This is a genomic window from Salegentibacter mishustinae (genome assembly GCF_002900095.1).
Taxonomy (GTDB): Bacteria; Bacteroidota; Bacteroidia; order Flavobacteriales; family Flavobacteriaceae; genus Salegentibacter; species Salegentibacter mishustinae.
In genome coordinates this window covers 2,715,827-2,740,168 of record NZ_LLKN01000002.1, presented here as the reverse complement: position 1 = coordinate 2,740,168, position 24,342 = coordinate 2,715,827, and the positions used below count along the sequence as shown (strand labels likewise).

The following is a 24,342-nucleotide window of genomic DNA, read 5'->3' as shown; positions in this document are numbered from 1 at the left end:
CAAATGGATTCTTTTTTGTAATATTAAAAGAAACTAATTCTTTTGAAACAGTCCAGTCCATTTGTTTTTACTACCGGCGTTTTGGGATACCCTATCCTTTTCGTGCTGCTAATCTGGATAGTTTTCTGGTTTGAGATTCGCTTCGGTATTAGTTTTAATAATTTTGGGGTTCGTCCGGGAGAAATTAAAGGCTTACGTGGAATTTTATTTTCACCATTTATTCATGGAGATATAAAGCACCTTTTCAATAATACCATCCCGCTTTTTGTACTTTCCATGTCGCTATTCTATTTCTATAGGAAAATAAGCTGGCCGGTGCTAATTATTGGTTTGCTGCTTACCGGAATTTTAACCTGGAGCATTGGACGACCTGCGAACCATATTGGGGCGAGTGGAATAATATATATGCTTGCTGCTTTTTTATTTTTTAAAGGGATATTTTCGAAATATTATAGATTGGTAGCGCTTTCTTTAATCGTGGTTTTCCTTTACGGTGGAATGTTATGGTATGTAACTCCTATAGATCCAGAAATTTCCTGGGAAGGGCATCTTTCAGGATTAATTTCGGGTTTTGCGTTAGCGGTATTTTATCGGAAAAATACTATTAAAAGTCCTAAATACGAATGGGAGAAACCTGAGTATAGCGAGAAGGAAGATCTATTTATGCAGCATTTTGATGAAAATGGGAATTTCATTGAACGGCGCTTTGAAACCAAGGAAGAGGAAGATCCTGAAGATGATTCAGGAATAACCTATCGTTATTTTTATAAGAAATCAGAATCCAAAAAAGAGTAAGGATGAAAATCTTTTTTAAATCCTAAGAAAGTTCTCTTTGTCGAATCGCTTCATATAAAAATACACCACAGGCAACAGAAACATTTAATGATTCAATTTTACCGAACATAGGCAGTTTTGCCTTTTTATCTACACTTTTTAAAATTGAATTTGAAACTCCTTTAGCTTCATTCCCCATAATAATTCCTGAGGCTTGCTTAAAGTCTACATCGTAAATTGTGTCTTCTGTTTTTTCGGTAGCAGCTACGAGTTGTACGCCTGAAGATTGCAAATAAAAAACAGCATCTTTTATATGATTCACTTTTACAATAGGAAGGTTGAATACTCCACCAGCCGAAGTTTTAACAGTATCAGCATTTAAAGGCGCGCCTCCTTTTTCAGGAATAATTATGGCATCAACTCCAGTACATTCTGCGGTTCTAATAATTGCTCCAAAATTACGAACATCGTTAATTTGGTCTAGCAATAGAAAAAGGGGAGAGGTTTTTTCTTCAAGAATTTTTTCAATGGTTTCTTCAAGATTTCCAAATTTAATTGGAGAGATAGTCGCTACCACACCCTGATGATTTCCTTTGGAAAGCTTATAAAGTTTTTCTTCTGGAACAAACGAAATATTATAGCTGCCTTTTTGGATAAGATGATTCAATTCCTGAAATAAAGGTCCTGAGAGACCCTTTTGAATATAAACCTTATCAATGCTTTTTCCTCCCTGAATAGCTTCTATAACAGCTCTAATTCCAAAAATACGTGTAGTTTCTTCCATAGCGCAAAGGTAGGTTTTGTTTTTAAAATTATGGAATTACTGGAAATAAAAAAACCACCCGGTTAGGGGTGGTTTTATAAGTATTAATTGAACTCTTAATTACTGAACATCCCAGAAAACAGGAGTTTGAGCAGAGTCACCTCCAATTGCTTCGGCAGCTGCCTCGTAATTGGTTTCATTAAGGTTGGTCTCATCTACTGGATAAGTATATCTTAATGGTACTTCAGTTTCAAATTCTACTGGAATATTTAATTCTGGAGCATCATATTTTCTCCATACTGACCATCCCTGGAAAGGATTGTCAAACATAGCGATCCAATACTGAGTAGCAAATTGCTCATCAGAACCATCATAGGCTACATCTCCCTGAGAAAGGTAAGATGAAATTGCAGCTTCATCAGTTATTCCCCAGTAGTTCATAGAAGCAGTGATCGCAGCGTTATAGTGAGTTTCAGCATCACCTGGTACATTGTAACCAAGTTCTGCAGCTCTAGACTGGTTGAAGCGAACTTCAGCATAGTCTAATAAGATACCCTCACGAGTTGGTTGTAAGAAAGGATCACCAATGTGAGTATAATCACCGTAGTTGTTGCTGGCTCCGTAGATACCACCAACATAACCTTCTACATTTTCATCAAAATAAACCATTCTTCTTGGATCATCAAGATCGTTCATATAATCAACGATTGTGTTAGAAGCCAGGAAGTCAGAACGTCCACTAAGTACAAGATCTTCCCATAATGGGTTACCATAAGGATCGTTACCCTGGTATTCAACAGTAGCATTATCGGCATTAGCTGCAAATACTCCATCTGCTACAGCAGATTCTACAGTTGATTGAGAAAGACCTGGATTAGCATCAGAAATTCTCATTCCTAATCTTAACTTCAGAGAGTTAGCAAACATCATCCATTTGTTCATATCTCCACCGTAAACTACATCCGCAGAAGAATAACCCTGTCCTGCAGATAACATAGTTCCTACGTTGTCTAGCCTGGAGATTAAATCTTCATAGATCATCATATCGTCATCGTAAGCTGGTAAAGGAAATTCGTCAGCCTGTCCTGCTTGAGTGTAAGGAATATCTCCAAAACTATCTACAAGTACGTGCCACGCATAAACTTCAATTACTTCTAATTGCCCCATACGAGCATCTTTTTCAGCTTGCTCAAGTTCAGCATTTTCTGCTACAATACTTTTTGCATCCTGAAGATCAAGAATTACATCCCTATAGATCTCAGACCAAACATTGTCAGGGTTTTGTCTTGAAGTAAAGATATAGTTTGGTTCATCTACATAAGTAGTTGTAGTAAAGTATTGAGCAAGGAACCTATAAATTCCCTGATTTACATTCGGCGTTGCCATATTATCTGATAAACTTACCGTTGCTGCGGTAAATAAGAAATCAGAAGCAACCTGTGTAGGATTTTTAGGATCTCTGTTAAGATCCTCATATTGTTCGTCACTCTGGCAAGACCACAGTGTTACGAGAGCCGTTAGAGCTACAATATATTTCTTCATAATTATTTTTATTAAAAGTTAAATTTAAGGCTAGCACCAATTTCTCTTACCGCTGGGTAAGCACCAGATTGGTAACCTTGTGCATTTCCAGAACTAAGTCCAGCTTCTGGATCAGAATATGGAATATTCTTGTGAATTATCCAAAGGTTTCTACCTATTAAAGATAGAGACGCATTGGTAAACGGCGTAGCATCTATAATTTGAGATCCAAAGTTATAAGTTAAACTAGCTTCTCTTAGTTTTACGAAAGAAGCGTCATAAACGTGACCTTCGTTAGCATCTCTACCGTATCCAAATGGGTTACCATAGTAATCTGTTCTTGCTCTTGTAGAGTTTTCAGATGTGTTAGTTACTTCATAAGTACCATCTGCATTATAAGAGATATCTCCCTGAACACCGTCAAGAATTACACCACCACCATTTTCGATAGTGTTTCTTATTGGGTTCCCAAGTTCGTTGGTTCCAACACTACTTTCATACAATCCTGTTGCACGACCATACCAGGTGTCTAGTGAGAAAACATCTCCACCTTGTTGAACATCTACAAGGAAGTTCAAAGTAAGGTTTTTGTATGAGATAGAGTTTGATACACCACCTGTCCAATCTGGTTGGATATTACCAATAATATAGTTGGCATTTGGTGTTCTAGCATAATAACCTCCGCTAGTTATAACTTTGTTACCATTATCATCGTATACATAAGCACTACCTCTAATAGCACCATAAGGTTGTCCAGGAGCAGCGTTTATTGAAACCCCACCCTGATAGCTAGCCAACTGTAGGTTGTCTATACCGTCTTCAAGTTCAAGAACTTCACTTTCGTTTTTAGCCCAGTTAATGTTCATAGTCCAATTCCAGTCTTCGGTTCTAACTGGATTAAGGGTTACAGAAGCTTCAATACCTTTATTTTCGATAGTACCAGCATTTAAAAGCTTAGTTGCGAAACCAGTTGCGGTAGATACCGGTACCGGTGTAATTTGGTTCTCAGTTTGAGAGTTGTAGTAAGATACATCAAAACCTACTCTTCTGTCAAAGAAGTTCGCTTCAAGACCTACTTCGTAGGACTTCATACGTTCCGGATCAAGAACCGGGTTAGCCAGTTGAGAGTTGTTACTTGCCCATCCTGCAGATCCAAAAGGAGCTGAGATTTGATAAGTATTGAAAACTCTATAAGGATCTGTATCGTTACCTACCTCTGCGTAGTTAGCTCTTAACTTCGCGAAGCTTAACCAGTTAGCCTCTATCACATTAGAAAGAATTACACTGGTAGAAACTGATGGATAGTAAAAAGTATTGTTTTCTTTTGGAAGGGTAGAAGAACGGTCTCTTCTAATGGTACCTTCTAAGAAATATGTATCTAAATAACCTAAACCTGCTCTGGCGTAGATACCATCTAACATTCTGTCACTTTCGTATTCATCAGGTGGGTTTATTGGAGATGCAGAATTGCTTAAAGCGTAAAATCCTGGTGCATTAAGACCTCCATTAGTTTCTGCTAAAATATAACTTCTTTCGTTTCTACGTAAGTTAACCCCTAAGTTACCATCCAGGTTAAGATCTTCTGTAACATCCTTATTAAAGTTAAGGATTAGATCATAGTTGTACTCCGCAGCTCTGTTGTTGAATCTAGAGTAAGCTGGGATATCAGCACTACCTACGTTTATTCTTTCTTCCTGTAACTCATCAAAAGTATCAAAAGAGAATCTACCTAGCACACTAAATACATCACTGATCTCGTAATTTAGGTTAATGTTACCAAAATATCTGTTACGAGTATCTGTTTGGTAGTTTTCGTAAAGTGTCCAGTATGGATTATCTGAATAAATAGGAGAAAGATTATCGGGACCATTAGGGTTCCAGGTAATGTTCTCTCCGGTAGCAAAATAAGCATCTCTTTGATCATAAAGATCTACGTTTGTTTGCCACCATTGCCTAAATTGCTGCATAATGTTCAATGAACTGTAACCAGTACCATATCTACCTTTACCGTCTGTTTTTGTGTAAGTAATATTAGCCTGAGCAGAAAATTTATCAGTGAATTCATGTTCACCGCTAAACTTTAAAGTGTTTCTTTTTATCTTACTGTTGGGTAAGTTACCTTGCTGATTAAAGTTGGTAGCACTAAGCCTAAAAGAACTTTTTTCTGTACCACCATCTAATGCAACAGAGTTTATTGCTGTATAACCAGTTTCCCAGATATCATTTGGAGTATGTTCTGCGGCTTCCCAAGGAGTAGCTTGTTGATAGAAATCATAGTCTGTTCCTTCTAGTTGAGGATAGATAGAATTCCATTGGTAAACCGGACTTCCGTCAAATCTGCCACCAAAAGATGCATCCTCTGTAAAGGGAGTTGTGCGATCGAGGTTACCATCACCATCAATATCAGAAAGGTTAAAGTACCCATCTTCAGACTGGTAGTAAGGCCCGTATCCAGCACCATATTGGTCCTGGTACTCTGGAAGCGTGTTGTTGTTTACATGGGTAGTCATAAGAGTTGAGTTTACAGAAACTCCAATTCCTTTTCCTTTTCTACCTTTCTTAGTTTCAATGATTACCGCTCCGTTAGCTGCTCTTGCACCGTATAAGGCAGTTGCCGCCGCACCTTTAAGTACGTTAATGGAAGCAATGTCATTAGGGTTGATGTCTGAAGCAGCGTTACCGTAGTCATAACCACCTCTACCTTCATCCTGACCATCTCTGTTATTGTTCGCGTTACTTACCGGAGTACCATCAATAACAAATAATGCCTGGTTGTTTCCTGTTAACGAAGAATTACCACGAATTACTACGTTAGACGAACCTCCCATAGTACCAGTAGATGATACCTTAAGCCCTGCAACTTTACCAGAAAGAGAGTTTACGAAGTTCTGTGTAGGTACATCAGAAACCTCACTACCATCTACTTCCTGAGTGGCGTACCCAAGAGATTTTTTCTCTCGTTCAATACCCAGAGCAGTTACCACTACTGCATCTAACTGAGCTGAATCTGTAGTTAATGTCACGTCTATTGTGTCATTGTTTGCTACTGTGTACTCTGAAGTTTTCATTCCAACGAAAGAATAAACCAATACATCACCCTGATTGGCTGGAATGGAATAATTTCCGTCAAAATCTGTTTGGGTACCTTGATTGGTTCCCTTAACCAAAACGGTTACACCCGGAAGGGGTAGCCCGTCATCATCGACTACCGTACCGGTAATCGTTCGTTCTTGTGCAAAAGTAATTTGCACAACTAACACTAGTAAAAGTGTTAGAATACTACTAAACTTTGTTCTCATTTTAAAATTTGTTTGAATTAGCCAACGCCAAAAGTGCTAATAAATGGTTAATAAAACAAACTTTTGTTTTTAAAAATCGATATCTATTTTAAGGAATTGTTAATAATTGTGTATAGAACCGTTAGAGTCAGGGCATCATGAGGTTAGTTTAAAATGTTAAAATATTGTAGAATTGTAACTTTTTTGTTTTAACGGCTGTTAATTTTTGAAGCTGAATTTTGTTTTGGGATTTAGCTATACGTGTAATGTCATCTTCGGGTGATTAATTTAAATTTAGTTTTAATTTTCGATTAAATTGAATTATGATCAGGCATATGTTTAATATAAATTGATTTATAAAATGTTATTTGAACTTCCCAAGTTGTTTCTAAAATCTATTCTTAGAATAAAGAGAGTTTTTGTATTAATTAACGCTGGGGTCTACTTGAAATAAAAAAGTCTCCAACTTCAAATCGTTGGAGACTTTTAGATCATAAAATGTATTACTGGTGGCTAATTCTGATCTGAAGAGCTTAAGTTTGGATTGGCATTTATTTCTGCAAGAGGAATTTGAAATATCCAATCATCATTCATGGAGGGTTTGTCAATTTGAAATGCTTCTTGATAAAGAACTTCAGAAGCTCCAGAACCTCCATTGGCAGCGTGGTCTATACCTTCATCCCATCTAATATGATTGGTATATCCAAATCCTTCTCCCCACATTTCTAATCTCCATTGAAACTTGATGTGTTCAAAGAATTCTTCTTCGGTGTTAAACTCGTCTGCATCCCAAGCGCTATCCCTCGCCTCAGCCAGGGGGCGTAATGCTTCTTTGGCTCCTTCAAGATCATCCATCATTAACTTTGCTTCTGCCTCAATAAGGTACATTTCAGAAGCACGCATATATATCACATCATCTGGATCGATACTACCTGGATTAGCATTCTTTAATTTAAAATGCATATACGGATGTGTGTTGTGACCGGAAACCAATCCGTACGTACTCTTAATTTCGGCTATGGCAGCATCAAATTCTTCCTCTGTTTGATAAAGAGGATTTGTGTTATTTTCCCAACCGCCATTGCCATTGGCTGCAGATGTATTTGAATTTGGTGCGTCTGGAAGAAAAACATTTTTCCTGTAATCGGTCTCCGGAATGGCATCTACCATTCTACGGTCGGCGATTTTTGGGTTGTTTCTAATCTGACTACCGTTGAAGGTGTTACTGGCAAGGTAAAAATAAGATCTAAAGAACGTGGTTTCAGCTTGAATTACGTGACTTCCCCAGATAACTTCCGATAGGTTGTTTGTATTGAAACCAGATTTCCAGTCGTCTTCGCCTAGTAGAGCGTAACCTTCTCTTGCTATTTGAGCAGCTTCGGCCGCTGTTGCCCAGTCTCCTTTAGAAAGTGCCCATCTGGCTTTTAATCCATAAGCCACGTCTATGTTTAATTGAGATTTAGCTTCGGCCCCACCTCCAGTTCTCTCGGCTCCATTTTCAAAAGCTGAAATAGCCGATTCAAGGTCTGAGCCAATCTGGTCATAAATTTCCTGAACTGTAGACCTTGGCTCACTTGTAAAAGGTGAATCTGAAGAAAACAATAATGGAACTCCAGGATCTGAAGTAGGATCTCCAATTAAGTATCCTTTGGCATAATGCTGAACTAAAGAAAGGTAGGCATATGCACGATAAGTGTAAGCCTGGCCCAGGATCGAATTCAATTGTTCAGTTTCAGCAAAATCACCCTCAGTAATACCATTGATCAATAGATTCGCGTGAAGAATGATATTGTAGCGGTGATACCACAATAATTCTGTGGTTAAAGAAGTCTGATCTGTATGTTCGTTCCACTGCATCACAGAACGCCAGGAAAGGTTATTGGCGTTCGCTGAATGGATTAGATCTCCAGTTAGGTTGTCGCCCATAGGAACCCAATAATGATTGTTCGCTCTGGCAGAATTACCTCCAGGAAAAACCGTTTGAGATTGGGAATACAATCCACGGTGAATTCCATTAAGTACTAATTGCATATTTTCCTGACTTGACAGTGCATCTGCTGCAGAGATTGCATCTGTAGGCGTTCTATCTAGGAATTCCTCGCTACAGGAAGTGATCGATATTGCAAATAATATCAGAACACAATATTTAAATTTATTTATCATAGTTGTATTTTTTTATTTGTTAAAAGGATAGGTTCAAGCCAAGTGAAATGATTCTCGGTGGTGAAAAGTCATCTCCAGGAGGTGTTCCGGCAAGATTATATTGTGGATCCAGGCCGTCTCTTTCGCTTTTCAAATATAAATTTTCTCCAGTTACCGATATTCTCAAATTATCAAGACCAAGAGCATTAGTAGTTTCATTTCCAAAGCTATAACCAATATTTACGTTTTTAAGTGCCCAGAACGAAGCATCGGTTAGGAATCTGTCAGACTGGGTGCGAACCAGGTTTACGTTACCATTTTCCATTCTTGGGACATCGGTGATGTCTCCAGGCTCTCTCCAGGCGTTCATGATATCTGGGTGTAAAGAGTTACCATAGCTTCCGCTGTGCATCATACCTGCATATGCGTTGTCAAGTACGGATCCGCCTATACCATAAGTAATCAAGAAGTCCAGGTTAAAACCTTTATAGCTAAAACTGTTAGCAACAGAACCTAAAAGGTCGGGAATCGATGAATCTCCGGTGTAGGCTTGCTGAGTTTCCTGCCAGTCGTTAGTGGTTTCGATATTTCCATTCTCGTCAAGTACTGGAACGCTCTCGCCATTATCATCATCTTCATATACATAGAATAACTGGTCTCCCGTTTCAGGATCTACACCAGCTGTTCTTAAAAGGAAGAAATCAAATCTGGAACGACCTTCAGCCCATCTTTTGCTGCCGTTAATAAATGGGTCTGGTAAGAAAGTGATCTCATTTTTAAAGGTGGAAGCCTGTAAAGTTAGGTTCCAGTCGAACTCGGCAGTATTAATAAGGTTAGCAGTAAGTGCCATTTCTAAACCAGAGTTGTACATATCGCCAAGGTTTACAGGAACCTGGTTCAAGCCATTACTAAGAGCAATTGGTAAATTATACAACAGATCACTGGAATTTCTTCTGTAATATTCAACAGATCCTTCCAGGAAGTTATTGAAAAGACCAAATTCAAGGGCTACATCAAAACTCTCAATGGTTTCCCATACTAAATCTCTATTACCAATATCTGTAAATAGAATAGCTGGATTAGCTGCATTAGAGGTTATGGTGAATCGGGGTTGTGCAAGATAGGAATCTCCAAGGTCGTCATTACCAACCTCACCATAAGATGCTCTTACTTTTAACTTATCTATAAAGGATACATTGTCCATAAAACTCTCCTGGTCTATTCTCCAGGAAGCACCTACTGAATAAAATGTACCCCATCTACTACCTTCCTGGAATACAGAAGAACCATCGCGTCTTACAGAGCCGCTTATATAATATTTATCTTTGAAATTGTAATTGGTTCTAAGGAAGTATCCTTCAATTCCCTTGTCAAAGGTTGCACCATCAAGGTCTACGATATTTGAAAAGTTTGCGAATTCGTAAATCCCATTCGCAGCCTGGATCGTTTTCAAACCATCCATATCAGAAATGCTTCTGTCGAAACTTTCATGACCTGCTGTAATATCAAGGTTGTGATCACCAAAACTTTGGTTATAAGTAAGCAATTGGTTGAAGTTTTCAACATCCCTTCTAGCTCGTGTTTCGCTCAATCGTCCATCGGGCTGAGCATCACCGATCACGGCGTTCTCATATTCTTTTTCCCAAAGGTCGCTAATGTCACGACCATAGTTTAACCTAACTTTTAAACCATCAAGTATCTCATATTCTCCAAAAAGCCTAATACCGTAATAATTGTCTTTATCGCTTTCATTATTAAGAATTAATTCCTGGATGGCATGACGTCCTTGAGAAATAGGTCTGGAACCGATATTGAAATCGGGATAACCTTCACCGTTATCGAAAACAGGATTTCCGAAATCATCCAAAACGATGTTTCCATTTAGATCATTTACGTATACCGGGTAGACTGAACCTACGTTAAGAGCAAAACCGAATGGGTTTACAATACTTCCTGTACCTGCCGAACTAGGTCCTCTGGCTTCAGAAATAGTAAGATAGGCATTTCCTCCTACTTTAATTTTATCGCTTACATCAAATTCACCATTTAACCTTCCGGTAAATCGTTCGAAACCAGATGTGATTACATAGCTCTCTTCATCCAAAAAGGAAGTTGAGAAATATACGGAATGATCTTCTCCTCCAGCTGAGACATTCATGTTATAATTTGTTCTAATCCCTGTTTGCGTAAGTTCATCGAACCAGTCCAGACTTTCATATATTACCTGAGCATCAGGATTCAACTGTCCATCAACACCAACGATCTCTTCATTGGGGACGTTAAATGGATTATATGCTAACTGATTATAAATGTTGTCGCTGGCAAATTGTGGATCTCCTCCTCCTGCACTGGAGTTTTTAAGAGCTTCCCACATAATTTCGTAATACTGACCAGGAGATACCTGATCGTAGAAAGAAACACCATTGTTCACAATTCCGGTTTGGGCAGATAAAGTAATTTTGGTTTCTCCAGGCGTACCACTCTTTGTGGTAATCATCACAACCCCATTGGCCGCACGGGAACCGTAAAGCGAAGTAGAGGCCGCATCCTTTAAAACCGTAAAAGATTCGATATCCTCCTGGTTGATCGCACTTAAACTTCCTTCAAACGGTACTCCGTCTACTACAAATAGCGGATCTGTGTCTCCGTTAAGAGTTCCTACTCCGCGAATTACAATTCCAGGAGATTCTCCTGGTCCCGAAGGAGAAGTAAATTGTACTCCGGTTGCCTTACCTTCTATCGCTGCAATTGGTGAGGTTACGTTTCTGTTTTCAAGATCTGCAGCGCCTATCACACTCGCCGATCCAGTAAAAGCTTCCTGACTGGTAGTACCGTAAGCAACAACTACAACTTCATCTAGTGATGCAGAATCATCGCCTAAAGTTACGTTTATTGTATTAACAGCGCCAACTGTGTATTCTTTCGTTTCCAGTCCTATGAATGAGAAAACTAGAACATCTCCCTGTGCAGCTTGTATGGAATAATTTCCATCAAAGTCAGTTTGAGTTCCGGTTGATGTGCCTTTTAATAGGACGTTTACTCCAGGGAGGGGTAAACCATCCTGATCTGAGACATTACCGCTAATGGTTTTTTGTTGCGCAAAGGAAATATGCGCAATAAGCACCAGCAATAGCGTAAGGGTACTGCGTAATTTTCTGTTCATCTTTTTATTTTTTGGAATTAGCTTATCAAATATGCTAAAAAATAGTTAATGGAACTATTTTTTGAATAAAAAATTTAACATAAAACACCATAAATCAATATTTATTCACCCATTTTTGGGTTTAAAGGGTGTTTATTTTATCTAATATGTTAAAAAGATCGTTTTAATTGGTATTAAAAAAAGATATGGTGATTGATTTGGATAATTAATGGAGGGGTTATGTTGTTATGTTAGATTTTGGAGCGTTATAAAAAAGTATTTTTTATTTTGATTACGTGTATTTTTAGCTCAAGGTATCATACTGCTGAAAATTAATTCATTATAGTTTGATAAATATGTTTTTATTTCTACATTTGCAAACCCTAAAAAACAGGGGATTAATTTTAAACAATAATTAGGTAAAAGAAATTATGCCAACAATTTCACAATTAGTACGAAAAGGAAGAGCCCAGATGACCAAGAAGAGCAAATCGGCTGCTTTAGATTCGTGCCCTCAAAGAAGAGGAGTGTGCACACGTGTGTATACTACTACACCTAAGAAACCAAACTCGGCTATGCGTAAAGTAGCTAGGGTAAGGTTGACTAATGGAAAAGAAGTTAATGCTTATATTCCAGGTGAGGGTCACAATCTACAAGAGCACTCGATAGTATTGGTTAGAGGTGGAAGGGTAAAAGATTTACCAGGTGTGAGATACCACATTGTTCGCGGTGCATTAGATACAGCGGGTGTTGAAGGTAGAAGCCAGCGTAGGTCTAAATACGGAGCCAAACGCCCTAAAAAGTAATTAAAAACTTTTAATGTAAAGAAATGAGAAGAAGACAGGCCAAAAAAAGACCGCTTTTACCAGATCCAAAATTTAACGATCAACTTGTTACACGTTTTGTAAACATGATGATGTGGGATGGTAAGAAATCGGTAGCCTTTAAAATTTTCTATGATGCTATTGCAATTATAGAGGAGAAAAAACAAGACGAAGAAAAAACCGGTTTGGAAATTTGGAAAGATGCTCTTTCTAATGTGATGCCTCACGTTGAAGTTAGAAGTAGACGAGTTGGAGGTGCGACCTTTCAAATCCCGATGCAAATAAGACCAGATAGGAAAGTAGCAACTGCTATGAAATGGTTGATTTCTTTTGCAAGAAAGAGAAATGAAAAAACTATGGCGCAGAAATTAGCTTCTGAAGTTCTTGCTGCTGCCAAAGAAGAAGGAGCTGCAGTTAAGAAAAGAGTTGATACTCATAAAATGGCTGAAGCGAATAAAGCATTCTCTCACTTTAGATTCTAAAAATAATGGCACAAAGAGATTTAAAATTTACGAGAAATATAGGAATTGCTGCTCATATTGATGCGGGTAAAACCACAACAACAGAGCGTATTCTTTATTATACAGGAATAAGCCACAAAATAGGAGAGGTGCACGATGGTGCGGCTACTATGGACTGGATGGAGCAAGAGCAGGAAAGAGGTATTACTATTACTTCTGCTGCGACGCACTGTACCTGGCCTTATAGAGATCATGAGTATATTGTGAATATTATTGACACCCCTGGTCACGTTGACTTTACCGTAGAGGTAGAGCGTTCTTTACGTGTTCTTGATGGTGTTGTTGCTTTGTTTAGTGCAGTAGATGGGGTGGAGCCTCAATCTGAAACTGTATGGAGACAGGCAGATAAATATAAAGTACCGCGTTTAGGATTTGTAAATAAAATGGACCGTCAGGGAGCTGACTTCTTTAATGTGTGTAAGCAGGTTAGAGAGATGTTAGGTGGAAACCCAGTGCCATTGCAAGTTCCAATCGGTGATGAAATAGACTTTAAAGGTGTTGTTGATCTTATTTCCAAAAAAGCTATTATTTGGAATGAGGAAGATCATGGGATGACCTATGAAACTATTGATATTCCTGAAGAGTTGATCGATGATGTGAATAAATACAGGGCAGAGCTTGTTGAAGCTGTGGCCGAGTATGATGAAGCATTGATGGAAAAGTTTTTTGAGGATGAGGATTCTATTACTGAAGATGAGATTATCGCTGCGCTAAGAGCTGCAACTATAGATATGTCTATCATACCTATGATGTGTGGTTCTGCCTTTAAAAATAAAGGTGTTCAGGCAATGCTTGACGCTGTAATGAGATATATGCCTTCTCCAGTAGATGTTGAAGCTATTGTGGGTACTAACCCTGAAACGGGTGAAGAGGAATCTCGTAAACCACACGTAGACTCTCCTTTTTCTGCGCTTGCGTTTAAGATCGCAACCGATCCTTTTGTGGGTAGGTTAGCGTTCTTCCGTGCTTACTCAGGTGGATTAGATGCTGGTTCATACGTATTGAATAACCGTTCTGGTAAAAAAGAACGTATCTCTCGTATCTACCAAATGCACTCGAACAAGCAGGAGCCTATTAATAGAATTGAGGCAGGTGATATTGGAGCTGCTGTTGGTTTTAAAGATATTAAAACTGGTGATACGCTTACAGACGAGAAGCACCCAATCGTTTTAGAATCGATGACTTTCCCTGAGCCTGTAATTGGTATCGCGGTAGAGCCTAAGACTAAAGCTGATGTTGATAAAATGGGTATGGCTTTGGCTAAACTTGCTGAAGAAGATCCAACTTTCCAGGTTAAAACTGATGAAATTTCAGGTCAAACCATTATCTCTGGTATGGGAGAACTTCATATTGAAATTCTTGTAGATCGTTTAAAAAGAGAATTTAAAGTTGAAGTTAACGAAGGTCAACCTCAGGTAGAATATAAAGAAACAGTAACTAAACACGCTGAGCACAGAGAGGTTTATAAAAAGCAATCTGGTGGTCGTGGTAAATTTGCTGATATTGTATTTGAAATGGGACCTGTAGATGAAGATTTCGAAGGAAAAGGACTTCAGTTTGTCGATGAAATTAAAGGTGGACGTATTCCTAAGGAATTTATTCCTTCTGTAGAAAAAGGCTTTAAGGAAGCGATGAAGAATGGACCTTTAGCTGGATTCCAAATGGATACCCTAAAAGTTGTATTGAAAGATGGATCTTTCCACCCTGTGGATTCGGATCAACTTTCATTCGAATTGGCTGCTAAATTGGGTTACAAAGCTGCTGCTAAGAAAGCTGGTGCTGTGATTCTTGAGCCAATTATGAAGAACGAAGTGGTTACTCCAGAAGAAAATATGGGAGATATTGTAGGTGACCTTAACAGAAGAAGAGGTCAGGTGAACAGTATGTCAGATAGATCTGGAGCGAAAATTATTAAAGCGGAAGTGCCTTTGGCTGAAATGTTTGGATATGTGACTACATTGAGAACATTATCTTCTGGTAGAGCAACTTCAACTATGGAATTTTCTCACTATGCTGAAACTCCTTCTAATATTTCAGAAGAAGTGATTAAAGCGGCAAAGGGTACAAACGAATAATATTAGGAAAATGAGTCAGAAAATCAGAATAAAACTAAAATCCTACGATCATAACCTGGTAGATAAATCTGCTGAGAAGATCGTGAAGACTGTAAAAACTACAGGTGCGGTGGTAACAGGACCAATTCCTTTGCCTACACACAAAAAACTTTTTACTGTTTTGCGTTCTCCTCACGTAAATAAGAAAGCTAGAGAGCAATTTCAATTAAGCTCTTACAAAAGGCTTTTAGATATCTACAGTTCTTCTTCAAAAACAATTGATGCGTTGATGAAGTTAGAGCTACCAAGTGGAGTTGAAGTAGAGATCAAAGTATAAGTTTGTCCCCGCCTGGGCGGGGATAACAAAATTCTCAATAACTTGAGAATAAACATGTCCTGAGCAGTTGGCGAGGGAAAAACGGAAGAAAGATACATTCAGGGCGAAAGTGTTTTTCTGCCCTGAATTTTTTTAAATAAATAAGTAATAATCAATAATTAATTATGTCTGGGTTAATAGGAAAAAAAATAGGCATGACCAGTATTTTTGACGAGAATGGGAAAAACATTCCTTGTACCGTTATAGAAGCAGGTCCATGCGTAGTTACCCAAGTCAGAACCAAAGAGGTTGACGGGTATGAGGCACTTCAAGTTGGTTTCGATGACAAAAAGACTGTAAATAAGGCTGCCGAAGGGCACGCTAAAAAAGCAGGAAGCGTTGCAAAACGTAAAGTCGTTGAATTCAAAGGATTTGAAGCAGATTATAAATTAGGTGATGCTATCACGGTAGAGCACTTTAACGAAGGAGAATTTGTAGATATTGCAGGTACTTCTAAAGGTAAAGGCTTTCAGGGAGTTGTGAAAAGACACAACTTTGGTGGTGTGGGTCAGGCGACTCACGGTCAGCATAACCGATTAAGAGCTCCGGGTTCTATTGGTGCAGCGTCTTACCCTGCACGGGTTTTCAAAGGAATGAAAATGGCCGGTAGAATGGGTGGAGAAAGAGTTAAAGTAGAAAACCTGAGAGTTTTAAAAGTGGTGGCAGATAAAAACCTTTTAGTAGTAAAAGGATGTGTGCCAGGTCACAAAAACTCATACGTAATCATTAGTAAGTAATGGAAGTAGCAGTTTTAGATATAAAAGGAAAAGAAACAGGCAGAAAAGCAAAGCTTTCTGATTCTGTTTTCGCTATAGAGCCGAATGATCACGCTGTGTATCTTGATGTTAAGCAATATTTAGCTAATCAGCGTCAGGGAACTCATAAAGCCAAAGAACGTGCTGAAATCGCGGGTAGTACTCGTAAGATTAAAAAGCAAAAAGGTACCGGTACTGCGCGTGCAGGTAGCATTAAGTCGCCAATTTTTAAAGGTGGTGGACGTGTTTTTGGACCAAGACCAAGAAATTACGGTTTTAAATTGAATAAAAATTTAAAACGTTTGGCTAGAAAATCGGCTTTATCAATTAAAGCAAAAGGAGAATCAATTTATGTAATTGAAGACTTTTCTTTTGATGCGCCAAAGACAAAAAGTATGATTGATGTTTTGAAAGCCCTTGGTATTCAGGACAAAAAATCGCTTATAGTGTTGGGTGACTCAAATAAAAACGTATATTTGTCGTCACGTAATTTAAAAGGACTTGAGGTTGTAAACTCCTCAGAATTAAGTACTTACGGAATTCTTAATGCTAAGAATATTGTATTGCTTGAAGGTTCTTTAGAAGGAATTGAGTCGAATTTAAGTAAATAAGCCTTATGAGTATCTTGATAAAACCAATTATTACAGAAAAAGCCACTGGAGATAGCGAGTTGAATAACCGTTTTTCTTTTGTGGTAGACAGTAAGGCGAATAAGATTGAAATTAAGAATGCAGTAGAAGCTGCATATGGAGTTTCAGTTGAAAAAGTTCGTACTATAAATGTCCGTCCAGATCGCAAAACCAGATATACAAAGTCTGGTATGATCACTGGTAAAACCAAAGCTTTCAAAAAAGCATTGGTACAGGTGACGGAAGGTGAAACTATTGATTTGTACAGTAATCTTTAAGATTAAAAAATGTCAGTTAGAAAATTAAAACCAATCACCCCTGGCCAGCGTTTTAGAGTAGTAAACGGGTATGACGCCGTAACTACTGATAAGCCGGAAAAAAGCCTTTTGGCTCCGATAAAAAAGTCAGGTGGGAGAAACAGTCAGGGAAAAATGACCATGCGCTACAAAGGTGGAGGTCATAAGAGACGTTACAGAATTGTAGACTTTAAACGCGACAAGCACGGAGTTCCGGCTACTGTTGCGAGTATAGAATATGATCCAAACCGAACTGCTTTTATCGCATTGTTGAATTACCAGGATGGTGAGAAACGATATGTTATTGCTCAAAATGGGTTGCAGGTAGGTCAAAATATTGTATCAAGTACAGATTCGGCTGCTCCCGAAATTGGAAATGCGATGCCGTTGTCTAGTATACCGCTTGGTACTGTTGTTTCTTGTATAGAGTTAAGAGCTGGGCAAGGTGCTGTAATGGCAAGAAGTGCCGGAGCTTTTGCTCAATTATTAGCAAGAGAAGGAAAATACGCAACTGTTAAGCTGCCTTCAGGAGAAATTAGAAGAGTGTTAGCTACTTGTATGGCAACAATTGGGGCTGTATCTAATAGTGATCATCAACTTCAGGTTTCTGGTAAAGCTGGTAGAAAACGTTGGTTGGGTATTAGACCGAGAACAAGACCGGTTGTGATGAACCCTGTGGATCACCCAATGGGTGGTGGTGAAGGAAGAGCTTCCGGAGGTCACCCACGTTCTAGAAAAGGTTTACCTGCTAAAGGATTTAAAACCCGTTCAAGAACAAAAGCGAGTAATAAGTATATTGTAGAACGTAGAAAGAAATAATAAGATATGGCACGTTCATTAAAAAAAGGACCTTACGTTCACTATAAGTTAGATAAGAAGGTAGCTCAAAATGTTGAGTCTGGTAAAAAAGCCGTGATCAAAACCTGGTCTAGAGCTTCAATGATTACTCCAGATTTCGTTGGGCAAACTATCGCTGTTCACAACGGGAAACAATTTGTACCTGTATATGTAACAGAGAACATGGTAGGTCATAAGTTAGGAGAATTTTCACCAACGCGTTCTTTTAGAGGGCATTCAGGTGCAAAAAATAAAGGTAAAAGATAATTGAAGCTATGGGAGTTCGTAAAAGAGAAAGAGCAGAGCAAATAAAAGAGGCCAAAAAACAGGTAGCTTTTGCAAAGTTAAATAACTGCCCTACTTCACCTAGAAAAATGCGCCTTGTTGCGGATCTAGTAAGAGGTGAGAAAGTAGAGAAGGCGCTTCAAATATTGAAATTCAGTTCAAAAGAAGCTTCTGGACGTTTAGAGAAATTATTGCTTTCTGCAATAGCCAACTGGCAGTCTAAAAACGAAGAGGCGAATATTGAAGAAGCTGAATTGTTTGTAAAAGAAATCCGTGTAGATGGAGGAGCGATGCTTAAGAGGCTACGTCCTGCACCACAGGGTCGCGCACATAGAATTAGAAAGAGATCCAACCACGTTACTTTGGTGCTTGGAGAAAACAATAATACACAAAGCTAAGTAGAGTATGGGACAGAAAACAAATCCAATCGGGAATCGCCTTGGTATCGTAAGAGGATGGGAATCCAACTGGTACGGAGGAAATGACTACGGCGATAAATTAGCCGAAGACGATAAGATTAGAAAGTACATCCATGCTCGTCTTTCAAAAGCGAGTGTATCTAGGGTAATTATTGAGCGTACGCTTAAGCTTGTAACCGTTACTATCACCACTGCCAGACCAGGTATAATTATTGGTAAAGGCGGCCAGGAGGTAGACAAGCTTAAAGAAGAGCTTAAGAAGATTACCGACAAGGAGGTTCAAATTAACATCTTTGAGATTAAGAGGCCAGAACTTGATGCGCATTTAGTAGCATCTAGTGTTGCAAGACAAATTGAGAATCGTATCTCTTACCGTCGTGCAATAAAAATGGCTATCGCGGCTGCTATGAGAATGAATGCTGAAGGAATCAAAATACAGATTTCCGGACGTTTAAATGGTGCTGAAATGGCACGTTCAGAAGCATACAAAGATGGTAGAATACCTCTGTCTACTTTTAGGGCCGATATTGATTACGCTTTAATTGAAGCTCACACTACTTATGGTAGATTGGGTGTTAAAGTATGGATCATGAAAGGTGAAGTGTACGGTAAAAGAGATCTTTCTCCGCTTGTTGGCATGTCTAAGAAGCAAGGAGGAAAAGCTGGAGCCGGGCGAGGTGGTAACAAATCACGTCGTAGAAAGTAATTTTTTAAAGTAAAGAAAAATGTTACAACCTAAAAGAACAAAATACCGTAAACAGCAGAAGGGCCGTATGAAAGGTAATGCCGGAAGAGGGCATAGACTCTCTAATGGAACCTTTGGAATTAAATCTATGGATTCTAGTTTCATTACTGCCCGTCAAATAGAAGCTGCACGTATTGCTGCTACCCGTTATATGAAAAGGGAAGGTTCTATCTGGATTAAAATATTTCCAGACAAGCCTATCACTAAGAAGCCTCTAGAGGTTCGTATGGGTAAAGGTAAAGGTGCTGTTGAATATTGGGCTGCTGTTGTAAAACCAGGAAGAATTATGTTTGAAATTGGTGGAGTGCCAATGGATGTTGCTAAAGAAGCTTTAAGGCTTGCAGCACAGAAACTTCCTGTAAGAACCAAATTTATTGTAGCTAGAGACTATCAAGCTTAATATTATAAAGTTATGAAACAATCAGAAGTAAAAGAACTGTCTGTGGCAGAATTACAAGAAGAGCTTGGTAAATCTAGAAAAGCATATTCAGATTTGAAAATGGCTCACGCAGTTTCGCCATTAGAGAACCCGATACAGCTTAGAGCTGAACGAAGAACTATAGCGAGACTTGCTACAGAGTTAACTAAAAGAGAACAACAATAAGTGTTATTCTGCTGAAAGATGGAAAAAAGAAATTTAAGAAAAGAGCGTATAGGTGTTGTTACCAGTAATAAAATGCAGAAATCAATCGTGGTTTCTGAAGTTAAGAAAGTAAAACACCCTATGTATGGAAAGTTCGTTTTAAAAACGAAAAAATACGTAGCGCACGACGAAACAAACGACTGCAACGAAGGAGATACTGTAAGGATCATGGAAACACGACCTTTAAGTAAATCTAAATGTTGGAGATTAGTAGAAATAATTGAAAGAGCGAAGTAATGGTACAACAAGAGTCTAGACTAAGAGTAGCAGACAATACCGGGGCAAAAGAAGTTTTGACCATTCGTGTATTGGGCGGTACAAAGAAAAGATACGCTTCTGTTGGGGACAAGATCGTTGTCAGCGTAAAAGAAGCTACACCTAACGGAAATATCAAAAAAGGTGCAGTTTCAACAGCAGTTGTTGTTCGTACCAAGAAAGAAGTACGCAGGCAGGATGGATCTTATATCCGTTTTGATGATAATGCTTGTGTATTGCTAAACCCTACCGGAGAAATGCGCGGAACTCGTGTATTTGGACCGGTTGCGAGAGAACTTCGTGATAAGCAATTCATGAAAATTGTATCATTGGCACCAGAAGTGCTTTAATACATTAAAAAGATGAGAAAGCTTAAGATAAAATCTGGAGATACTGTTAGAGTTATTGCTGGAGACCACAAAGGTCAGGAAGGCAAAGTTCAAAAAGTACTCATAGAAAAGAATAAAGCCATCGTGGAAGGTGTGAACACTATCTCAAAACATGAGAAGCCAAGTGCATCTAACCCACAAGGTGGTATTGTAAAGAAAGAAGCTCCTATTCATATTTCTAACCTTTCTTTGTTAGACAAAGATGGTAATACTACCAGAGTTGGATATAAAGAAGAGGATGGAAAGAAAGTAAGATTTTCCAAAAAATCTAATGAAGTAATTTAGTTATGGCATACGTACCAAGACTTAGAGCAGAATATGCAGAGCGAATTAAGCCTGCATTAAAAGAAGAATTTAGCTATGCTAACGTAATGGAGATCCCAAAACTTGAAAAAATAGTTTTGAGCCGTGGCGTTGGTGCAGCTGTAGCAGATAAAAAGCTAATTGACCATGCTGTAGATGAACTTACAACAATTACAGGTCAAAAAGCGGTGCAAACCATTTCTAAAAAGGATGTTGCTTCATTCAAGCTTCGTAAAGGAATGCCAATTGGGGCAAAAGTTACTTTGCGAGGATATAGAATGTACGAATTTCTAGATCGTTTAATCACATCAGCACTTCCACGTGTTCGTGATTTTAACGGGATTAAAGCTAATGGTTTTGATGGTAGAGGAAATTACAATTTAGGTGTTACTGAGCAAATCATCTTTCCAGAGATCGATATTGATAAAGTAAACCGTATTAATGGTATGGATATTACCTTTGTAACCACTGCCAAGACCGATAAGGAAGCTAAATCATTGTTAACCGAACTAGGATTACCTTTTAAAAAGAATTAATTATGGCTAAAGAATCAATGAAAGCCCGTGAGGTGAAGAGACAAAAAATGGTAAAGAAGTATGCTGAAAAACGTGAAGCTTTGAAAGAAGCTGGCGATTGGGAAGCACTACAAAAATTACCAAAAAATTCTTCTCCTGTACGTTTGCATAACCGTTGTAAACTAACTGGTAGGCCAAAAGGATATATGAGACAGTTTGGTCTTTCTCGTGTAATGTTTAGAGAAATGGCTAACAAAGGATTAATTCCTGGAGTTAGAAAAGCTAGTTGGTAAAATTATAAATTGGTTGCAGGTTCTACCGATAGTCGGTTAGAAAACCACATCCGCAAATTATTATAGATGAATACAGATCCTATTGCAGATTATTTGACAAGAGTTAGGAACGCTGTGGCCGCAAACCACAGGGTGGTAGAGATACCAGCTTCTAACCTTAAAAGGGAGATAACAAAAATATTATTCGATCAGGGATATATTCTTAGTTACAAGTTTGATGATGCTACTGCTCAGGGGACAATTAAAATTGCCCTTAAGTATGATAAAGTCACTAAAGAACCTGTAATTAAAGATATTCAAAGAATAAGTAAACCTGGTTTACGTAAGTATGCCGGCGCTAATGAATTGCCACGTATCCTTAATGGTCTTGGTATCGCTATAGTTTCTACTTCTCACGGTGTAATGACCGGGAAGCAAGCTAAAGCCGAGAAAGTTGGTGGTGAAGTATTGTGTTACGTTTACTAATACTTAAAAGACTAAAGAAATGTCAAGAATAGGTAAAAGCCCAATTACAATTCCTGAAGGTGTAACTGTAGACCTTAAAGGTAATATTGTAACGGTAAAAGGAAAATTAGGAGAACTTAAGCAGGAAGTTAGCGACATTGATGTGAAAATTGAAGATGGCGTAATTACTTTTGAACGTTCTTCAGAGAAAAGTGATCAAAAAGCAAAACACGGCTTATACCGTGCTTTGATAAACAATATGATTGAAGGAGTTTCTAACGGATACACTAAATCATTGGAACTGGTAGGAGTTGGATATAGAGCAACTAACCAGGGACAAAAATTAGATTTGGCCGTTGGGTTTTCCCATAATATTGTAATAGATTTGGCACCGGAAGTTCAGGTGGAAACAATTTCAGAAAAAGGTAAGAATCCTGTTGTGAAATTGACTTCTTATGACAAGCAACTTGTGGGCCAAATAGCTGCTAAAATACGTTCCTTCAGAGCTCCAGAGCCTTACAAAGGAAAAGGTATTAAGTATGTTGGAGAGCAATTACGTAGAAAAGCAGGTAAATCAGCTTAATAAAGTTTAGATATGGCAGTTTCAAAACAAGATAGACGAAATAAGATAAGAAAGCGTGTTCGTAAGTCAATTACGGGTACCGCTAGCCGTCCAAGATTATCTGTATTTAGAAGTAATAAAGAAATTTATGCTCAAATTATAGATGATGTAGAAGGAAAAACCCTGGCTGCAGCCTCTTCGAGAGATAAAGGTGTAACAGCAGAAGGAAATAAATCCAAGCAAGCAGAATTGGTTGGTAAAGCCCTTGCTGAAAAAGCTTTAAAGGCCGGTGTAGAAACTATTTCTTTTGATAGAAGTGGTTACCTGTATCACGGAAGAGTTAAATCATTAGCAGAAGGTGCTCGAGAAGGAGGACTAAAATTCTAGAAAATTATGTATCAAGATTATAAAAACGTAGAACATGTAAAACCGGGCGGACTTGAATTAAAAGACCGTTTGGTAGGAGTACAGCGTGTGACCAAAGTAACCAAAGGTGGTAGAGCTTTTGGGTTTTCTGCTATCGTAGTAGTAGGAGATGAGAATGGTGTTGTAGGGCAAGGTTTAGGGAAATCTAAAGAAGTTGCTGACGCTATCTCTAAAGCTGTGGAAGATGCAAAAAAGAATTTAGTGCGTATTCCTTTGCATAAAGGAAGCCTTCCTCACGAACAGAAAGGTAAGTATGGTGGTGCAAGAGTTCTTTTGCTACCTGCTGCAACTGGTACCGGGATTATAGCCGGTGGTGCAATTCGTGCCGTACTGGAATCTGTTGGTGTACACGACGTACTTTCTAAAAACCAGGGGTCTTCAAACCCACACAACGTAGTAAAAGCTACTTTTGATGCGCTACTTCAATTAAGAAGTGCTGATACTGTTGCTAAACAACGTGGTATTTCATTAGAAAAGGTTTTTAAAGGATAAATCAAGGAGAACGATGGGAAAGATAAAAGTTACAAAAGTAAAAAGTGCTATTAACCGATCTAAAAACCAGAAATTGGTTTTAGAGTCTCTTGGTCTTAAGAAAATTGGCCAGACGGTAGAGCATAACGATACGCCAAACATCCTTGGTATGGTAAATAAAGTTAAACATTTAGTTTCTGTAGAAGAAACAAAATAATAAATTCACATGGAATTAAATAACTTAAAACCTGCAAAAGGTTCAGTTAAGAGTAACAACAAGCGTGTTGGCCGTGGAGAAGGATCAGGAAAAGGTGGTACTGCCACTCGTGGTCACAAAGGGGCTAAGTCTCGTTCTGGTTACTCCAAGAAGATAGGTTTTGAAGGTGGGCAGATGCCACTTCAACGCCGTGTTCCAAAATTTGGTTTCACTAACAGAAATCGTGTAGCTTATCAAGGTGTAAATCTTGATACTTTGCAACGTTTGGTTGATGAAGGTAAAATTAAAGATACTGTAGATGTTGATGCTTTGATCGCTAATGGTCTTGTAAGTAAAAACGAACCAGTTAAGATATTAGGTAGAGGTGAATTAAAGGCAAAGTTGAAAATATCTGTTCATAAATTTACTGCCTCAGCAAAAGAAGCTATAGAAGCTGCTGGAGGTGAAGTTGTTACTTTATAAT

30 protein-coding genes are annotated in these 24,342 nt (G+C 38.4%); 25 read left to right on the top strand and 5 right to left on the bottom strand.

Annotation, left to right across the window (positions count from 1 at the left end; translation table 11 throughout):
• Positions 1-42: 42 nt before the first annotated feature.
• On the top strand, positions 43-795 hold the full coding sequence (locus APB85_RS15165; RefSeq protein ID WP_057482245.1) for a rhomboid family intramembrane serine protease: 753 nt from the start codon (positions 43-45) through the stop codon (positions 793-795).
• 22 nt (positions 796-817) lie between these two features.
• On the opposite strand, the gene rlmB is transcribed toward APB85_RS15165, so the two are convergent.
• The 5 genes from rlmB to APB85_RS15140 all read right to left on the bottom strand — a co-directional run bounded on the left by rlmB (position 818) and on the right by APB85_RS15140 (position 11,641).
• Positions 818-1,558 (bottom strand): 23S rRNA (guanosine(2251)-2'-O)-methyltransferase RlmB, encoded by a 741-nt coding sequence (rlmB, locus tag APB85_RS15160; protein ID WP_057482244.1) that lies wholly within the window; start codon positions 1,556-1,558, stop codon positions 818-820.
• A 99-nt stretch (positions 1,559-1,657) separates the two neighbouring features.
• Entirely contained in the window at positions 1,658-3,079 is a 1,422-nt protein-coding gene (locus tag APB85_RS15155) for a SusD/RagB family nutrient-binding outer membrane lipoprotein (protein WP_057482243.1), read from the bottom strand.
• 11 nt (positions 3,080-3,090) lie between these two features.
• The gene (locus APB85_RS15150) at positions 3,091-6,357 is read right to left on the bottom strand and encodes a SusC/RagA family TonB-linked outer membrane protein (protein WP_057482242.1); all 3,267 of its coding nucleotides are present in this window, start codon (positions 6,355-6,357) and stop codon (positions 3,091-3,093) included.
• A 492-nt stretch (positions 6,358-6,849) separates the two neighbouring features.
• Complete coding sequence (locus APB85_RS15145) at positions 6,850-8,499, bottom strand: RagB/SusD family nutrient uptake outer membrane protein (RefSeq protein WP_057482241.1); 1,650 nt, start codon at positions 8,497-8,499, stop codon at positions 6,850-6,852.
• A 19-nt stretch (positions 8,500-8,518) separates the two neighbouring features.
• The gene (locus APB85_RS15140) at positions 8,519-11,641 is read right to left on the bottom strand and encodes a SusC/RagA family TonB-linked outer membrane protein (RefSeq protein ID WP_057482240.1); all 3,123 of its coding nucleotides are present in this window, start codon (positions 11,639-11,641) and stop codon (positions 8,519-8,521) included.
• A 410-nt stretch (positions 11,642-12,051) separates the two neighbouring features.
• Here APB85_RS15140 and rpsL point away from each other — a divergent pair, with 410 nt between their 5' ends.
• From rpsL to rplO, 24 genes are all read left to right on the top strand, one after another.
• Positions 12,052-12,426: a 30S ribosomal protein S12 gene (rpsL, locus tag APB85_RS15135; RefSeq protein ID WP_057482239.1), complete on the top strand. Its 375-nt coding sequence runs from the start codon at positions 12,052-12,054 to the stop codon at positions 12,424-12,426.
• Positions 12,427-12,449: 23 nt separating this feature from the next.
• Positions 12,450-12,926 carry a 30S ribosomal protein S7 gene (gene rpsG, locus APB85_RS15130; protein ID WP_057482238.1) on the top strand — a complete coding sequence of 159 codons (477 nt, stop codon included), beginning with the start codon at positions 12,450-12,452 and terminating at the stop codon, positions 12,924-12,926.
• 5 nt (positions 12,927-12,931) lie between these two features.
• Positions 12,932-15,040: an elongation factor G gene (fusA, locus tag APB85_RS15125; RefSeq protein WP_057482237.1), complete on the top strand. Its 2,109-nt coding sequence runs from the start codon at positions 12,932-12,934 to the stop codon at positions 15,038-15,040.
• A 10-nt stretch (positions 15,041-15,050) separates the two neighbouring features.
• Positions 15,051-15,356, top strand: coding sequence for a 30S ribosomal protein S10 (rpsJ, locus tag APB85_RS15120; RefSeq protein WP_037319211.1), 306 nt, complete (start codon positions 15,051-15,053; stop codon positions 15,354-15,356).
• 164 nt (positions 15,357-15,520) lie between these two features.
• Positions 15,521-16,132: a 50S ribosomal protein L3 gene (gene rplC, locus APB85_RS15115; RefSeq protein ID WP_057482236.1), complete on the top strand. Its 612-nt coding sequence runs from the start codon at positions 15,521-15,523 to the stop codon at positions 16,130-16,132.
• Positions 16,132-16,761, top strand: coding sequence for a 50S ribosomal protein L4 (gene rplD / locus APB85_RS15110; protein WP_057482235.1), 630 nt, complete (start codon positions 16,132-16,134; stop codon positions 16,759-16,761). The genes rplC and rplD overlap by 1 nt, the downstream gene beginning before the upstream one ends.
• Before the next feature lie 5 nt (positions 16,762-16,766).
• Positions 16,767-17,057 (top strand): 50S ribosomal protein L23, encoded by a 291-nt coding sequence (rplW, locus tag APB85_RS15105; RefSeq protein WP_057482234.1) that lies wholly within the window; start codon positions 16,767-16,769, stop codon positions 17,055-17,057.
• Positions 17,058-17,066: 9 nt separating this feature from the next.
• On the top strand, positions 17,067-17,894 hold the full coding sequence (gene rplB / locus APB85_RS15100) for a 50S ribosomal protein L2 (protein WP_057482233.1): 828 nt from the start codon (positions 17,067-17,069) through the stop codon (positions 17,892-17,894).
• Positions 17,895-17,900: 6 nt separating this feature from the next.
• Complete coding sequence (gene rpsS / locus APB85_RS15095) at positions 17,901-18,179, top strand: 30S ribosomal protein S19 (protein WP_057482232.1); 279 nt, start codon at positions 17,901-17,903, stop codon at positions 18,177-18,179.
• An 8-nt stretch (positions 18,180-18,187) separates the two neighbouring features.
• Positions 18,188-18,595 carry a 50S ribosomal protein L22 gene (gene rplV, locus APB85_RS15090; protein WP_057482231.1) on the top strand — a complete coding sequence of 136 codons (408 nt, stop codon included), beginning with the start codon at positions 18,188-18,190 and terminating at the stop codon, positions 18,593-18,595.
• A gap of 7 nt (positions 18,596-18,602) precedes the next feature.
• A complete protein-coding gene (gene rpsC / locus APB85_RS15085) occupies positions 18,603-19,322 on the top strand; it encodes a 30S ribosomal protein S3 (protein ID WP_057482230.1) in 720 nt (239 codons plus the stop codon).
• A gap of 19 nt (positions 19,323-19,341) precedes the next feature.
• Complete coding sequence (rplP, locus tag APB85_RS15080) at positions 19,342-19,761, top strand: 50S ribosomal protein L16 (protein ID WP_057482229.1); 420 nt, start codon at positions 19,342-19,344, stop codon at positions 19,759-19,761.
• Positions 19,762-19,773: 12 nt separating this feature from the next.
• The gene (rpmC, locus tag APB85_RS15075) at positions 19,774-19,965 is read left to right on the top strand and encodes a 50S ribosomal protein L29 (RefSeq protein ID WP_057482228.1); all 192 of its coding nucleotides are present in this window, start codon (positions 19,774-19,776) and stop codon (positions 19,963-19,965) included.
• A gap of 18 nt (positions 19,966-19,983) precedes the next feature.
• Positions 19,984-20,241, top strand: a complete 258-nt coding sequence (gene rpsQ / locus APB85_RS15070) for a 30S ribosomal protein S17 (RefSeq protein WP_037319236.1) — start codon at positions 19,984-19,986, stop codon at positions 20,239-20,241.
• A complete protein-coding gene (rplN, locus tag APB85_RS15065) occupies positions 20,241-20,609 on the top strand; it encodes a 50S ribosomal protein L14 (RefSeq protein WP_037319239.1) in 369 nt (122 codons plus the stop codon). The genes rpsQ and rplN overlap by 1 nt, the downstream gene beginning before the upstream one ends.
• A 12-nt stretch (positions 20,610-20,621) precedes the next feature.
• Positions 20,622-20,933 carry a 50S ribosomal protein L24 gene (gene rplX, locus APB85_RS15060; protein ID WP_037319242.1) on the top strand — a complete coding sequence of 104 codons (312 nt, stop codon included), beginning with the start codon at positions 20,622-20,624 and terminating at the stop codon, positions 20,931-20,933.
• Between the two features lie 2 nt (positions 20,934-20,935).
• The gene (rplE, locus tag APB85_RS15055; protein WP_057482227.1) at positions 20,936-21,487 is read left to right on the top strand and encodes a 50S ribosomal protein L5; all 552 of its coding nucleotides are present in this window, start codon (positions 20,936-20,938) and stop codon (positions 21,485-21,487) included.
• A 2-nt stretch (positions 21,488-21,489) separates the two neighbouring features.
• Positions 21,490-21,759, top strand: a complete 270-nt coding sequence (gene rpsN / locus APB85_RS15050; protein ID WP_057482226.1) for a 30S ribosomal protein S14 — start codon at positions 21,490-21,492, stop codon at positions 21,757-21,759.
• Between the two features lie 66 nt (positions 21,760-21,825).
• Positions 21,826-22,224, top strand: coding sequence for a 30S ribosomal protein S8 (gene rpsH, locus APB85_RS15045; RefSeq protein WP_057482225.1), 399 nt, complete (start codon positions 21,826-21,828; stop codon positions 22,222-22,224).
• A 19-nt stretch (positions 22,225-22,243) separates the two neighbouring features.
• Complete coding sequence (gene rplF / locus APB85_RS15040; protein WP_057482224.1) at positions 22,244-22,786, top strand: 50S ribosomal protein L6; 543 nt, start codon at positions 22,244-22,246, stop codon at positions 22,784-22,786.
• A gap of 12 nt (positions 22,787-22,798) precedes the next feature.
• Positions 22,799-23,152 (top strand): 50S ribosomal protein L18, encoded by a 354-nt coding sequence (gene rplR, locus APB85_RS15035; RefSeq protein ID WP_057482223.1) that lies wholly within the window; start codon positions 22,799-22,801, stop codon positions 23,150-23,152.
• A gap of 6 nt (positions 23,153-23,158) precedes the next feature.
• Complete coding sequence (gene rpsE / locus APB85_RS15030; RefSeq protein ID WP_037319256.1) at positions 23,159-23,683, top strand: 30S ribosomal protein S5; 525 nt, start codon at positions 23,159-23,161, stop codon at positions 23,681-23,683.
• A gap of 13 nt (positions 23,684-23,696) precedes the next feature.
• Complete coding sequence (gene rpmD, locus APB85_RS15025; protein ID WP_037319259.1) at positions 23,697-23,879, top strand: 50S ribosomal protein L30; 183 nt, start codon at positions 23,697-23,699, stop codon at positions 23,877-23,879.
• A gap of 9 nt (positions 23,880-23,888) precedes the next feature.
• The gene (gene rplO, locus APB85_RS15020; protein WP_057482222.1) at positions 23,889-24,341 is read left to right on the top strand and encodes a 50S ribosomal protein L15; all 453 of its coding nucleotides are present in this window, start codon (positions 23,889-23,891) and stop codon (positions 24,339-24,341) included.
• The last annotated feature ends 1 nt before the right edge of the window (position 24,342 follow it).

Coding starts and splice junctions, on each gene's coding strand:
- rplR (WP_057482223.1), top strand. CDS start 22,799: ATGGCAGTTTCAAAACAAGATAGACGAAATAAGATAAGAAAGCGTGTT.
- rplV (WP_057482231.1), top strand. CDS start 18,188: ATGGGAGTTCGTAAAAGAGAAAGAGCAGAGCAAATAAAAGAGGCCAAA.
- APB85_RS15150 (WP_057482242.1), bottom strand. CDS start 6,357: ATGAGAACAAAGTTTAGTAGTATTCTAACACTTTTACTAGTGTTAGTT.
- rpsS (WP_057482232.1), top strand. CDS start 17,901: ATGGCACGTTCATTAAAAAAAGGACCTTACGTTCACTATAAGTTAGAT.
- rplD (WP_057482235.1), top strand. CDS start 16,132: ATGGAAGTAGCAGTTTTAGATATAAAAGGAAAAGAAACAGGCAGAAAA.
- rlmB (WP_057482244.1), bottom strand. CDS start 1,558: ATGGAAGAAACTACACGTATTTTTGGAATTAGAGCTGTTATAGAAGCT.
- rplF (WP_057482224.1), top strand. CDS start 22,244: ATGTCAAGAATAGGTAAAAGCCCAATTACAATTCCTGAAGGTGTAACT.
- rpsH (WP_057482225.1), top strand. CDS start 21,826: ATGAATACAGATCCTATTGCAGATTATTTGACAAGAGTTAGGAACGCT.
- rpsG (WP_057482238.1), top strand. CDS start 12,450: ATGAGAAGAAGACAGGCCAAAAAAAGACCGCTTTTACCAGATCCAAAA.
- rplE (WP_057482227.1), top strand. CDS start 20,936: ATGGCATACGTACCAAGACTTAGAGCAGAATATGCAGAGCGAATTAAG.
- rplC (WP_057482236.1), top strand. CDS start 15,521: ATGTCTGGGTTAATAGGAAAAAAAATAGGCATGACCAGTATTTTTGAC.
- rpmC (WP_057482228.1), top strand. CDS start 19,774: ATGAAACAATCAGAAGTAAAAGAACTGTCTGTGGCAGAATTACAAGAA.
- rplB (WP_057482233.1), top strand. CDS start 17,067: ATGTCAGTTAGAAAATTAAAACCAATCACCCCTGGCCAGCGTTTTAGA.
- rpsL (WP_057482239.1), top strand. CDS start 12,052: ATGCCAACAATTTCACAATTAGTACGAAAAGGAAGAGCCCAGATGACC.
- rplW (WP_057482234.1), top strand. CDS start 16,767: ATGAGTATCTTGATAAAACCAATTATTACAGAAAAAGCCACTGGAGAT.
- rplN (WP_037319239.1), top strand. CDS start 20,241: ATGGTACAACAAGAGTCTAGACTAAGAGTAGCAGACAATACCGGGGCA.
- rpsC (WP_057482230.1), top strand. CDS start 18,603: ATGGGACAGAAAACAAATCCAATCGGGAATCGCCTTGGTATCGTAAGA.
- APB85_RS15140 (WP_057482240.1), bottom strand. CDS start 11,641: ATGAACAGAAAATTACGCAGTACCCTTACGCTATTGCTGGTGCTTATT.
- rpsN (WP_057482226.1), top strand. CDS start 21,490: ATGGCTAAAGAATCAATGAAAGCCCGTGAGGTGAAGAGACAAAAAATG.
- fusA (WP_057482237.1), top strand. CDS start 12,932: ATGGCACAAAGAGATTTAAAATTTACGAGAAATATAGGAATTGCTGCT.
- rplO (WP_057482222.1), top strand. CDS start 23,889: ATGGAATTAAATAACTTAAAACCTGCAAAAGGTTCAGTTAAGAGTAAC.
- APB85_RS15155 (WP_057482243.1), bottom strand. CDS start 3,079: ATGAAGAAATATATTGTAGCTCTAACGGCTCTCGTAACACTGTGGTCT.
- APB85_RS15145 (WP_057482241.1), bottom strand. CDS start 8,499: ATGATAAATAAATTTAAATATTGTGTTCTGATATTATTTGCAATATCG.
- rpsE (WP_037319256.1), top strand. CDS start 23,159: ATGTATCAAGATTATAAAAACGTAGAACATGTAAAACCGGGCGGACTT.
- rplX (WP_037319242.1), top strand. CDS start 20,622: ATGAGAAAGCTTAAGATAAAATCTGGAGATACTGTTAGAGTTATTGCT.
- rpsQ (WP_037319236.1), top strand. CDS start 19,984: ATGGAAAAAAGAAATTTAAGAAAAGAGCGTATAGGTGTTGTTACCAGT.
- rpsJ (WP_037319211.1), top strand. CDS start 15,051: ATGAGTCAGAAAATCAGAATAAAACTAAAATCCTACGATCATAACCTG.
- rpmD (WP_037319259.1), top strand. CDS start 23,697: ATGGGAAAGATAAAAGTTACAAAAGTAAAAAGTGCTATTAACCGATCT.
- rplP (WP_057482229.1), top strand. CDS start 19,342: ATGTTACAACCTAAAAGAACAAAATACCGTAAACAGCAGAAGGGCCGT.